Raw genomic sequence first — 11,640 nt, forward strand, 5'->3', positions numbered from 1 at the left:
CCGGCTCGCCAAATTGCGCGGCGACGGTCCCGGCCCAGGCGCCGGCGCAGTTGAGCAGCCACGGCGCCTGCAGGTGCAGGCCGTTGGCGCAGTGCACCTGGAACTGGTGGCTGTCATGCTCGATACGGATCACTTCAGCCTGCTCGTATACCGATGCCCCCAGGCGTTGCGCGGCACGGGCGAAGGCGGGCGATACCAGGCGCGGGTTGGCATGCCCGTCTTCGGCGCACAACGAGGCGCCCACCGCGATATCGCCGACCCACGGAAAGCGCGCGCGCAGTTCGGCGTGCTCCAGCAACTGCAAGCCCAGGCCGAAGCCGCGGGTCTGTTCGGCATAGGCCTGCAGCGCGGCAAAATCCGCATGGCTGCGTGCCAGCTTCAAATGCCCGGAGCGCACGTATTCGCCATCGATGCCGATCAAGCCCGGCAAGTCGGCCCATAACTGATGGGCGCGCTGTGACAGCGGCAACTGGTGCAAAGGGCGGCCCTGGCGCCGTACGCCGCCGTAGTTCACGCCGCTGGAGTGCGAGCCGCAGAAATCCCGCTCGACCAGGGCCACACGCTGGCCTTTTTGCGCGAGCATCAAGGCCGCCGACGCGCCGACGATCCCGCCGCCCAGCACGATCGCGTCGATCATGGCTGCACCTCCACACCAAACGGCAGCGGCTTGATTGGTGCCTGGCCACGCAGGCGGCCGACGTTTTCAATCCCGCGACCACTGCGCTCGGCGACAATTTCCGCCGCCGCCAGCCCACACATCCGGCCCTGGCAGCGGCCCATGCCGACGCGGCAATGGGCCTTGACCCGGTTGATCTCCCAGTGGCCCTCATCCACCGCCGCACGCACGTCCCCCACACTGACCTCTTCGCAGCGGCACACGACCAGTTCATCCGACGCCTGCGCTGCCCAGTGTTCAGGGAAGGGGAACGCGGTTTCCAAGCCCTGCCGAAAGCGCTGGATACGTGCCAGTTGCTGCTCCAGCACTGCCGGGCGGCGATGATCGATGGCGACGCCTGCGTCCTCCAGCACGGCCAGCGCCGCACGTTCGCCGGCCATCTGCGCGGCATCCGCGCCCATGATGCCGGCGCCGTCGCCGGCCAGGTATACGCCGCTCACACTGCTGCGCCCGGCGCTGTCGCGTTGCGGCAACCAGGCGCGGTTCAAGCGGTTCCAGGCAAATTCACAGCCGAGCAAATCCGCCAGTTGGGTTTCGCTGCGCAAGGCATGGGCGAAGGCCACGGCGTCGCATTCCAAGGCTTGCGTGCCCCAGCGAATGCCCGTGACGCGTTGTTCGCCGTCGATCTGTTTGAGTGTCGCGCCCTGATGCACGGGAATTCCGTGCGCGGTCAGCCAGGCGCGGTAATACAAGCCTTTGGCCAAGGTGGCCGGTTGCCCGAGCAGCGCCGGCAACGCGCGGCACTGTGCGCTGAAGGGCGCGCTGTCGAGCACCGCGACCACCTGGGCCCCGGCCTTGGCGTATTGGTAGGCGACCAGGTACAGCAACGGCCCGCTGCCGCAAAACGCCACCCGTTCACCAATCGCGCAGCCCTGATACTTCAAGGCGATTTGCGCCGCGCCCAGGCTGTAGACGCCTGGCAAGGTCCAGCCCGGCACCGGCAGGATGCGGTCGGTGGCGCCGGTGGCGACGATGATCCGCGAATAGTCGAGGCTCTCGGCGCGGCCGTGATTGAGTATGTCTAGGCGATCGTCTTCGGCGTTCCACACCAGGGTTTCGGGCCGGTAGTCGATTAACCGCGCCAGGTCGTCCATGGTGCGGTGCAAGGCCTGCGCCTTGCCCGCTTCAAACCCATAGAGCTGCTTTGGCGAACGTTGGAAATTTGCTGGTTGGCGCCGATAGATCTGCCCGCCACCGCGCAGGTTTTCATCCACCAGGCAGGGGGTTATGCCATGGTCGAGCAGGCTGCGCGCCGCGCTGATCCCCGCCGGGCCGGCGCCGACAATCACCACTGGCTTCATGCGTGGCGCCCCGGCTCGCGGCTGATCGCCTGGCCTTCTTCCAATAGCGTCGAACAGGCCCGTACGCGGCGCCCATCCGCCAGACGCACCCAGCAGTCCTGGCACGCGCCCATCAGGCAGAACCCGGCGCGGCGCTCGGCGCTGAAATCGCTGCCGCGCACGTGCTCGGCGCAGGTCAGCATAGCGGTCAGCAGGGTGTCGCCAAGCAGGCCGGTGGCGGGTTGGCCGTCAAGGGTGAAGGCCAGGGCAGGGCGCTTGGTTTCGGCCAATCGTTTGAACAAGGCCATCAGTGTTTCCCCACCAGCACGCGGTCCAGGCCGTAGACCCTATCAAGCAGGATCATGGTCGCCGCCGTCAGCGCGATCACCAGCGCCGACACTGCCGCCATCATCGGGTCGATGGACTCGGTGGCGTACACGTACATGCGCACCGGCAGGGTTTGCGTGGCCGGCGAGCTGACAAAGATCGACAGCGTCACTTCATCGAAGCTGTTGATAAACGCCAGCAACCAGCCCCCGGCCACCCCCGGCAAGATCATCGGCAGGGTGATTTGGCGGAACAGCGTAAAACGGCCAGCACCGAGTGATTCCGCTGCTTGTTCGGCACTGCGATCAATCCCGATGGCGGCCGCCAACACCAGCCGCAGCACATACGGGGTGATGATCACCACGTGCGCCAGCATCAGCCAGGTAAAGCTGCCATTCACGCCCATCAGCGCAAACAGGCGCAGCATCGCCACCCCCAGCACCAGGTGGGGGATGATGATCGGCGACAGGAACAAGGCACTGAAAAAGTTGCGCCCGGGGAACTGATAACGGCTGATGGCCAAGGCCGCCGGCACCGCGATCAGCGTGGCCAGGGTCGCGGCGGTAAACGCCAGGATCAGGCTGTTGTAGAAGGCCTGGATAAAGTCGGCTCGCTCGAACACCGCGCGAAACCAGCGCAGTGAAAAGCCCGATGTCGGCAGGCTCAAGGTGTTTTCCGGGGTGAAGGCCACCAGGCACACCACCACCAGCGGCGCCATCATGAACACCACCACAAGGCTATGAAAGCCGAGGGCCAAAGGACCGTTTCTGGACATGCGCTTAAACCCCCAGGGACTTTTTGTAGCGGCCTTCGACCATGCGGTTCCAGCTCAGCATGATCAGCAGATTGGCCAACAGCAGCACCACCGCGATGGTTGCACCCATAGGCCAGTTGAGGTCCGAGAGGTACTGGTCGTACACCACGGTGGCGACCATTTTCAGACGCCGCCCGCCGAGCAGGCCGGGAATCGCAAACGAGCTGGCGGCCAGGCCGAACACGATCAAGGTGCCGGACAGCACGCCGGGCATCACCTGCGGCAACACGATCTTGCGCATCACCGTGGCCTGGCTGGCGCCCAGCGACAGCGCCGCGTGTTCAGCCGATGGGTCGAGCTTTTGCAGCGAGGTCCACACCGGAATGATCATGAACGGCAGCATCACGTGCACCAGCGCGATGATCACTGCGAACGGCGTGTAGAGCAGTTTCACCGGCCGCCCGCCGAGGGCCTGGATCACTTGGTTGACCAGCCCGTCGGCACCGAGCAGCAGGCTCCAGCCGAAGGCGCGCACCACCACCGAAATCAGCAAGGGCGTGAGGATCAGGATCAGGAAGATCGAGCGCCAGGGCGTGCCCATGCGGCTGAGGATGTAGGCCTCGGGCACGCCGATCACCACGCAGAGCAGGGTCACCAAGGCGCTGATCCAGAAGGTGCGCCAGAAGATCTCGTAGAAGTACGAATCGCTGAGCAGCGCCAGGTAATGCGCCAGGGTCCACTCATCACCCTTGACGCCTACCTGGTAATCGAACACGTTGAACGACAGCACCAGCGTCAGCCCGAGCGGCAGGATGAGCAGCCCGGTGAACAGCAGCAGGGCCGGCAGCGAGAGTAAGTAACCGCGACTCATGCGTGCACCTCATCCGCCGCCAGCACGCGCAGTAGCTCGGCCGACCAGTCCAGGCCCACCGTCGCGCCATTGCCCAGTGGCGCGCTGCCGTCGTTGCTGCGCACCACGGTGATTTCGCCGAGGCTGGTGTGGAGGCGGTACAGCCACTGGCTACCGAAGAAGTAGCGGTCGAGCACTTTGCCTTGCAGGCGGCCTGTACCCGCGTCCACCAATTGGATTTTTTCCGGGCGCAGGCTCAGCGTCAGTTCGCCATCGCCGCTTTCATGGCGCACCTGCGGTGTGCCGAGTTCGTCGTAGTCGCCGGCCAGCAGGTTGGCTTTGCCGACGAAGTCAGAGATAAAGCGCGTGCGCGGGTGTTCGTAGAGTGTGTACGGCGCGTCGATCTGGGTCACGCGCCCGGCCTGCATCACCACCACGCGGTCGCTGATGGAGAGGGCTTCGGCCTGGTCGTGGGTGACCATCAAGGTGGTGATGCCGACCGCGCACTGGATGCGGCGGATCTCGAACTGCATCTCTTCGCGCAAATTGGCATCGAGGTTGGACAGCGGCTCATCGAGCAGCAACACCGGCGGTTCGATCACCAGCGCGCGGGCCAGGGCCACGCGCTGGCGCTGGCCTCCGGACAGTTCGCGTGGGTAGCGCTCGGCATGCGGGGCCAGGCGTACCAGGTCGAGCACGGTTTTGACTTTGCTGGCGATCTCGGCGGCCGGAACTTTGCGCATCTTCAGGCCGAAGGCGACGTTGTCGCGCACGCTCATGTGCGCAAACAGCGCATAACTCTGGAACACCACGCCCAGGCCACGGCTGGCGGGCTTGGCGTGGGTGATGTCGCGGCCGTCGAGCAAAATCTGCCCGCCGCTGACATCGACGAAGCCGGCGATCATTTGCAGGGTGGTGGTTTTGCCGCAGCCCGAAGGGCCGAGCAGGGAAACGAACTCGCCTTTTTCCACCGCAAGGTCGGTGGCGACCACCGCATCGACGGCGCCGTAGCGTTTGCTCAAGGCGTTGAGTTGGAGAAATGCCATGTCTGCGTTCCACCTTTTTTGAGTCGCGTCGAAACGCGCTTTTTTGTTTTGGGCAGATGCGAAAAGGGTGTTGCGGGTGCGTTGGCGCTCGATCTTGGTCGGCTGCCGGGTTGTTGTTCAATTCGCCCCTGTGGACGCAGATTAGGACGAAGACTAGGATGGGCGGAAGATGGAATTTCACTCAATGGAGTAGTTTTTTCAGTTTTATTCAGTCAGCAGAATTAATCATGAGAAATGCTTCTATGGATTCCACTGAGCGGAATGAAAGCCCTAAGGAAGTTGGAGCGGGTGGCGTGTCGCGCTTGTTTGCGCTGCTGCGTACCCTGGGAGCGGTGCCCGAGGGCGGCGAACGCGTGACCCAATTGGCGCAGCAGGTCGGCCTGTCCCAACCGACCACCCACCGCCTGCTGCGCAGCCTGATGGACGAAGGTATGGTCGAGCAGGATGCGCGCAGCAAACGCTACCGACTGAGCCTGGAGTTTTTTGCGCTGGCGGCGAACGCCGGCAAGACCGGCAACCTGCGCGACTTGGTGCGGCCGAGCATGCTGCGCCTCAGCGCCTCGTTGGGCGATTCATTGTTCCTGCTGGCGCGCAGCGGCTTTGACGCGATCTGCCTGGACCGCAGCGAAGGCCCGTACCCGATCCGTACGTTCACCGGCGATATCGGCGGCCGCGTGGCGCTGGGTGTGGGGCAGGGCAGCCTGGCGATCCTGGCGTTTCTGCCGGAAGAAGAGCGCGAGACGGTGATCCGCTACAACCTGCCACGCCTCAAGGATTTTCATCTGTATGACGAGGTGCTGCTGCGCTCGGAGGTCGAGAACGTACGGCGCCTGGGCTATGCGGCGCGCAATACCGGGGTGCTGGAGGGCATGGCGGGGTTGGCAGTGCCGATCCTCAACCGGGATGGGCATGCGGTGGCGGCGCTGAGTGTAGCGACCATCAGCGACCGTCTGGGGCCGAGCCGCCTGCCGATGGTGGTGGAGTTGTTGAAGCGCGAGGCGGCGGCGATCGGGCCGAGAATCAACCCGTTTGATCCGACGTTGCGCAGGCCTTCGCAGACCTTCGGCGGCTAACCGCTCTACAAAACAATGAAGATGAATGTGGGAGCGGGCAAGCCCACTCCCACATTTAGATTGCAGCTAACGCAACGGATGTGGCGGCTGTGCGAGTCTCCACACCGAGCTTCACATACACATGCTCCAGATGCTTATTCACCGTCCTCGGGCTCAACCCCAGAATATCGCCAATATCGCGATTGGTTTTCCCACACGCCACCCAGCGCAACACCTCCACCTCGCGCTCGGTCAACTGGAACCTGGCCGACAGCAGCCGCTGCGCCGGCGCATCTTCAAGGGTCAGCACGCTCGGCTGCGACGCTTCCCGCGCCGACAGCAAAATGCGCGACGTACGCAAATGCGCCGCCACGCGCGCCAGCACCTCGTCGGTCTGGATCGGCTTGGTCACGTAGTCGCTGCCGCCCACTTCAAAACCCTGCACGACATGCTTGCTGTCGGTCAGCCCGGTCATGAACACCACCGGGATGTCCGCGCTGGCAGGCATCGCCTTGAGCCGGCGGCAGGTTTCGAAACCGTCCAGGCCGGGCATTATCGCGTCCAGCAGGATCAGGTCCGGGCGCCGGCGTTGCACGCGGTTCAATGCGCTGAGGCCGTCGAGGGCCACCAGCACCATGTAGCCGGCGTCGTCGAGGGCATCGGAGAGCACGGCCAGGTTGTCCGGGGTGTCGTCGACAATCAGCACCACGCCGGGGTCAGTGCTGCGGGTGAGCGCATTCATCTTCGGCCTCCTTGAGGGTTCGGTTGAGTTCATCCAGGCGGAAACCCTTGAGCAGCCCGCGCACCTTGTTGATGAAAGGCGCCGCGTCGGGGCTGTGTTCAAGGATCGTGTCGAGTTTGGCGTGCAGGCCGCGCACATAGCCGATGGCGCTGAGTTCGGCGAGCGCGGCGAGGTCTTCCGGGCTGGGCAGCACGCTGGGTGGCGGCGGCGCGGCAAAGGTTTTGGTGCGCCGCAGCCACTGCAGGCCCAGGTGGTGTTGCAGGCGCCCGAGCAGTTCCGGGGTGCGCACCGGCTTGGCCAGGTAGTCGTTGCAGGCGGCGGCGATGCTGCGTTCGCGGTCGTCGGTAAAGGCGTTGGCGGAGATCACGATGATCGGTGCGGTGGACAGCGCATTGCGCCGGATCAGTCGGCTGGTTTCATAGCCGTCCAGGGTCGGCATCGACAGGTCCATCAGAATCAGGTCCGGCGCCAGCAGCGCGACCTGGCGGATCGCGTCCTGGCCATTGCTAGCCTGCACCACCTCAAAGCCCAGTGGCGTGAGCATGCCGCTGAGCACCTTGCGATGGTCCACATGGTCGTCCACCACCAGGATGCGTCGGCGTTCGCCCTGGTAGCCGACGATGTCGTGCTCCACATGCACTACCGCCTGCGGCGCACGCACCTGGGACAGGAACAGCCGCACCTGGAAGCAGGTACCCTTGTCCAGCTCGCTGGTCACGCGCAACTCGCCGCCCATCAACGCGGTCAGCATGCGCGTGATCGTCAGACCCAGGCCCACGCCCTTGTCCTGGCGCATCAGGTCGCCGCGTTCGAACGGTTGGAAAATCCGCTCGATCTGCCCCGGATCGATGCCGATCCCGGTGTCGACGATTTCAAAATTGGCGGTCTCGCGCATGTAGCTGACGCGCAGGCACACCTCGCCGCTGTCGGTGAAGTTCACCGCGTTGCCGAGCAGGTTGATCAGGATTTGCCGCACGCGTTTTTCATCGCCGCGCACCACCGCCGGGATTTTGCCCACGCAGTCCAGGCGAAAGCGCAGGCCCTTGTCCTGGGCCTGGGGCGTGAACATCTGTTCGAGGTCGTGGATCAGTTCGGGGAAGGGGATTTCGGTCAGCTCCAGGCGCAGTTTGCCGGCTTCGATCTTGGCCACATCAAGCAGGCCGTCGATCAATGACAGCAGGTGCGAACCGCTGCGCAGAATCGTCGCCAGCGCGTCCTGATGCTGCTCGGGCATGGCGCTGTCGCGCTGCAGAATCTGGGTGAAACCGAGGATGCTGTTGAGCGGCGTGCGCAGCTCATGGGACAACCCGGTGACGTAGCGGCTCTTGGCGGCGTTGGCGGCTTCCGAGGCTTCCTTGGCCTGTTGCAGGGCCTGGTCGGTAAGGCTGTGGGCGTCGATTTCGTGCATCAGCAGCAGGGTCTGGCGGTCGGATTCTTGCTGGGCGACGCGGCGGCTTTCGCGGGTCAATACCACCCACCAGGCGAGCACGGCGGCGAGCACCGAGAGAGTCAGGAACGCCTTGAAAAACGCCTGGTACAAGGTTTCCGAATGCGGCAGGCCTTGCGCGGCCTGCACGTAGATCAACGCCAAAGCGCCGGCCAGCAGCAGCTCCAGCACCAATAAAAGCCCCAGGTAGTGCGCCAGACGGGTGTGCAGGCGCGGCATCAGGGTGTTGGGCAGCAGCCAGCGCAACACGCCTTCAAACTGGGTGACCAACCGTGCGTGGGGTTTGCAGCGATCGCCGCAGCGCGCGTCGAGTGAACAGCACAGCGAGCAGATCGGCGTGCTGTAGGCCGGGCAGAACGCCATGTCGGCGGTTTCGAACGGGTTGCTGCACAGCCCGCACACTGCATGGGTCGCGGGCGCCACTGGGTGGATCAACTGCACGTCGCTGGTACGCGCAATGTAGTACTTGCCCTTGGTCAGCCAGGCCAACAGCGGCGCCATCACCAGGGCCGTGCCCAGCGCGACAAAGGGCGGCGCCGCCTGGGCCAGGGTGCCGAACAGGCCGAAGTGGGCGAGGATCGACAGCAGCGAGGCAATCAGCATCGCGCCGACGCCCACCGGGTTGATGTCGTAGAGGTGCGCGCGCTTGAACTCGATGTGTTTGGGCGACAGCCCCAGCGGCTTGTTGATCACCAGGTCGGCCACCAACGTGCCGATCCAGGCAATCGCGATATTCGCGTACAGGCCCAGCACCTGGTCGATTACATCGAACACGCCCAGCTCCATCAGCATCAGCGCGATGGCCACGTTGAACACCAGCCACACCACGCGGCCGGGGTGGCTGTGGGTTACGCGAGCAAAAAAATTCGACCAGGCCAGGGAGCCGGCGTAGGCGTTGGTCAGGTTGATTTTCATCTGCGAGATGAACACAAACAGCACCATCGCACCGAGGGCCCACTCCGGCGAGCTGAACACATAGCGGAACGCGACGAGGTACATCTGGGTCGGCTCGGCGGCGCGCTCCATGGGGATTTCATGTTGCAGCGCGAGAAACGCGAGAAACGCGCCGGCGAACATTTTCAGCGCGCCGGGGATGATCCAGCCGGGGCCGGCGCAGAGCAGCGCGGCCCACCAGCGCTTGCGGTTGGCGGCGGTTTTTTCCGGCAGGAAGCGCAGGTAGTCGACCTGTTCGCCGATCTGCGTCACCAGCGACAGCGCCACGGTGCAGGCGGCGCAGAACGCCAGCAGGTTGAACTCACCGCCATCGCCGCTGCGCCCGACAAAGCTGGTCCAGTCGCTGAAGGCGTCAGGGTTTTTCCACCACACAAAGCCATAGGGCAATACCAGCAACAGCAGCCAGAGGGGCTGCGTCCACAGTTGCAGGCGGCTGATCAGCGTCACGCCGTAGGCCACCAGTGGGATCACCAGCAGCGAGCAGATCACATAGGCGAAGGCCAATGGGATATGGAAATACAGCTCCAGGGCCAGGGCCATGATCGCCGCTTCCAGGGCAAAGAACAGGAAGGTGAAGCTGGCGTAGATCAGCGAGGTAATGGTCGAGCCGATGTAGCCGAAGCCGGCGCCACGGGTCAGCAGGTCCATGTCCACGCCGTAGCGCGCGGCGTAATAACTGATGGGCAGGCCGGTGAGGAAGATCACCAGGCTGATCGCCAGGATCGCCCAGAAAGTGTTGGTGAACCCGTAACTCAAGGCCAGCACGCCACCGATGGCCTCCAGCGCCAGGAACGACACCGCGCCCAGGGCAGTGTTGGCGATGCGCAGTTCCGACCATTTGCGAAACGATTTGGGGGTGTAGCGCAGGGCGTAGTCTTCCATGGTCTCGTCGGCGACCCAGCTGTTGTAGTCGCGGCGGATCTTGACGATGCGCTGGGTGCCGGAGGAAGGGTGCACGGTGGTTAACTCCAGAGGAGGGCGAGGTTGGCGAGCAAGTTCCATGCCCTCAAGTGCGTTGAGATGCAAATGTGGGCGGGGGCTTGCCCCCGATCGCGGTGGGCCAATGGCAAATGCACTGACTGCCAGGCCGCTGTCGGGGGCAAGCCCCTCCCACAGTTGGTCTCCAGTGTCAGGGCGGGCGTGATCCTGCGCCGAAATGGTGCGCAACGGCATACGTCAAATGACGTACACGGTTACGTCAGCCTGCGTATACCCGCGCCGGCCCGCTGCCGCCATGCTGGACCCCTCATTGCAGAGGAGTCGCCCCATGGCATCACGATTGATCCGCTCCACACCGTTGCTGGCCCTGTCATTGCTGGCGGCCGCGCTGTTCAGCCAAGGCGTGCTGGCCGATAACGAAGGTCTGGCCGTGACCCCGACCGAAGTCACTGTCGGTCAGTTGCACTCAGCCACCGGCACCATGGCGATTTCCGAGACGGGCTCGATCCAGGCCGAGCGCCTGGCCATCGAGCAGATCAACGCTGCGGGCGGGATCCTCGGCCGGCAGATCAAGGTCATCCAGGAGGACGGCGCCTCCGACTGGCCGACCTTTGCTGAAAAGGCCAAGAAGTTGCTGGTCAACGACAAGGTCGCCGCCGTGTTCGGCTGCTGGACCTCGGCCTCGCGCAAAGCCGTATTGCCGATCTTCGAGAAAGAAAACGGCCTGCTCTACTACCCGACCTTCTATGAAGGCTTGGAACAGTCGAAAAACGTGATTTACACCGGTCAGGAAGCCACCCAGCAAATCCTCGCCAGCCTCGACTGGATCGCCAAGACCAAGGGCGCCAAGACCTTCTACCTGGTCGGCTCCGACTACATCTGGCCGCGTACCTCGATGAAGATCGCGCGCAAGCACATCGAAAACGTGCTGCACGGCACCGTGGTCGGCGAAGACTACTATCCGCTGGGCAACACCCAGTTCGGCTCGCTGATCAACAAGGTCAAGCTGAAGAAACCTGACGTGGTGTTCGCGGCAGTGGTGGGCGGCTCCAACGTGGCGTTCTACAAACAGCTGAATGCGGCGGGGGTGAACTCATCCAAGCAAACCCTGCTGACCCTGTCGGTCACCGAAGACGAACTGCTCGGCATCGGCGGCGAAAACATGGCCGGCTTCTATGCCTCGATGAAGTACTTCCAGAGCCTGGACAACCCGAACAACAAAGCCTTCGTCGAAGCCTTCAAGGCCAAGTACGGCAAGGACGCGGTGATCGGCGACGTGACCCAGGCCGCCTACCTCGGCCCTTGGCTATGGAAGGCCGCCGTGGAGAAGGCCGGCAGTTTCGACGTGGATAAAGTCGTCGCCGCCTCGCCTGGCATCGAGCTGAAAACCGCACCCGAAGGCTACGTGAAGGTTCACGAGAACCATCACTTGTGGAGCAAGTCGCGCATCGGTGAAGTGCAGCCCAATGGGCAGTTCAAGGTGATCTACGAGTCGGATCTGATCGAGCCGAACCCGTTCCCCAAAGGCTACCAATAAGCCCCAGGCATACACAGAGCAAAATGTGGGAGGGGG

10 protein-coding genes are annotated in these 11,640 nt (G+C 63.9%); 2 read left to right on the plus strand and 8 right to left on the minus strand.

Annotated elements, in window-relative coordinates; genetic code table 11:
* From WBR57_RS22070 to WBR57_RS22095, 6 genes are all read right to left on the minus strand, one after another.
* Positions 1–637 (minus strand): NAD(P)/FAD-dependent oxidoreductase (locus WBR57_RS22070; RefSeq protein WP_424086589.1); only part of this gene is annotated, 637 nt, incomplete at its 3' end.
* Positions 634–1,977 (minus strand): FAD-dependent oxidoreductase, encoded by a 1,344-nt coding sequence (locus WBR57_RS22075; RefSeq protein WP_424086591.1) that lies wholly within the window; start codon positions 1,975–1,977, stop codon positions 634–636. The genes WBR57_RS22070 and WBR57_RS22075, both read right to left, overlap by 4 nt.
* Entirely contained in the window at positions 1,974–2,264 is a 291-nt protein-coding gene (locus WBR57_RS22080; protein WP_424086593.1) for a (2Fe-2S)-binding protein, read from the minus strand. Before WBR57_RS22080 ends, WBR57_RS22075 begins: the two co-directional genes overlap by 4 nt.
* Positions 2,264–3,058 carry an ABC transporter permease gene (locus tag WBR57_RS22085; RefSeq protein ID WP_424086595.1) on the minus strand — a complete coding sequence of 265 codons (795 nt, stop codon included), beginning with the start codon at positions 3,056–3,058 and terminating at the stop codon, positions 2,264–2,266. Before WBR57_RS22085 ends, WBR57_RS22080 begins: the two co-directional genes overlap by 1 nt.
* Before the next feature lie 4 nt (positions 3,059–3,062).
* Entirely contained in the window at positions 3,063–3,908 is an 846-nt protein-coding gene (locus tag WBR57_RS22090; RefSeq protein ID WP_424086597.1) for an ABC transporter permease, read from the minus strand.
* Complete coding sequence (locus WBR57_RS22095; RefSeq protein ID WP_424086600.1) at positions 3,905–4,933, minus strand: ABC transporter ATP-binding protein; 1,029 nt, start codon at positions 4,931–4,933, stop codon at positions 3,905–3,907. Before WBR57_RS22095 ends, WBR57_RS22090 begins: the two co-directional genes overlap by 4 nt.
* Before the next feature lie 242 nt (positions 4,934–5,175).
* Between WBR57_RS22095 and WBR57_RS22100 the strand changes: the two genes are divergently transcribed.
* The gene (locus WBR57_RS22100; protein ID WP_424086602.1) at positions 5,176–6,006 is read left to right on the plus strand and encodes an IclR family transcriptional regulator; all 831 of its coding nucleotides are present in this window, start codon (positions 5,176–5,178) and stop codon (positions 6,004–6,006) included.
* 55 nt (positions 6,007–6,061) lie between these two features.
* Here the strand turns inward: WBR57_RS22100 and WBR57_RS22105 are convergent, their stop codons facing one another.
* Together WBR57_RS22105 and WBR57_RS22110 are read right to left on the minus strand one after the other, a co-directional pair.
* Complete coding sequence (locus WBR57_RS22105; RefSeq protein ID WP_424086604.1) at positions 6,062–6,727, minus strand: response regulator; 666 nt, start codon at positions 6,725–6,727, stop codon at positions 6,062–6,064.
* Positions 6,702–10,085, minus strand: coding sequence for an ATP-binding protein (locus WBR57_RS22110; RefSeq protein ID WP_424086605.1), 3,384 nt, complete (start codon positions 10,083–10,085; stop codon positions 6,702–6,704). The genes WBR57_RS22105 and WBR57_RS22110 overlap by 26 nt, the downstream gene beginning before the upstream one ends.
* Before the next feature lie 310 nt (positions 10,086–10,395).
* On the opposite strand from WBR57_RS22110, the gene urtA reads away from it, so the two are divergent.
* Positions 10,396–11,604 carry an urea ABC transporter substrate-binding protein gene (gene urtA / locus WBR57_RS22115; protein WP_424086607.1) on the plus strand — a complete coding sequence of 403 codons (1,209 nt, stop codon included), beginning with the start codon at positions 10,396–10,398 and terminating at the stop codon, positions 11,602–11,604.
* Positions 11,605–11,640 lie beyond the last annotated feature (36 nt).

Origin of the sequence: Pseudomonas sp. (assembly GCF_049590575.1) — a bacterium.
In the GTDB taxonomy this organism is placed as follows: domain Bacteria; phylum Pseudomonadota; class Gammaproteobacteria; order Pseudomonadales; family Pseudomonadaceae; genus Aquipseudomonas.

What these genes read in the sequence shown, in the direction of transcription:
- WBR57_RS22100 (WP_424086602.1), top strand. Translation starts at nt 5,176, where the DNA reads ATGGATTCCACTGAGCGGAATGAAAGCCCTAAGGAAGTTGGAGCGGGT.
- WBR57_RS22080 (WP_424086593.1), bottom strand. Translation starts at nt 2,264, where the DNA reads ATGGCCTTGTTCAAACGATTGGCCGAAACCAAGCGCCCTGCCCTGGCC.
- WBR57_RS22090 (WP_424086597.1), bottom strand. Translation starts at nt 3,908, where the DNA reads ATGAGTCGCGGTTACTTACTCTCGCTGCCGGCCCTGCTGCTGTTCACC.
- WBR57_RS22075 (WP_424086591.1), bottom strand. Translation starts at nt 1,977, where the DNA reads ATGAAGCCAGTGGTGATTGTCGGCGCCGGCCCGGCGGGGATCAGCGCG.
- WBR57_RS22105 (WP_424086604.1), bottom strand. Translation starts at nt 6,727, where the DNA reads ATGAATGCGCTCACCCGCAGCACTGACCCCGGCGTGGTGCTGATTGTC.
- WBR57_RS22085 (WP_424086595.1), bottom strand. Translation starts at nt 3,058, where the DNA reads ATGTCCAGAAACGGTCCTTTGGCCCTCGGCTTTCATAGCCTTGTGGTG.
- urtA (WP_424086607.1), top strand. Translation starts at nt 10,396, where the DNA reads ATGGCATCACGATTGATCCGCTCCACACCGTTGCTGGCCCTGTCATTG.
- WBR57_RS22095 (WP_424086600.1), bottom strand. Translation starts at nt 4,933, where the DNA reads ATGGCATTTCTCCAACTCAACGCCTTGAGCAAACGCTACGGCGCCGTC.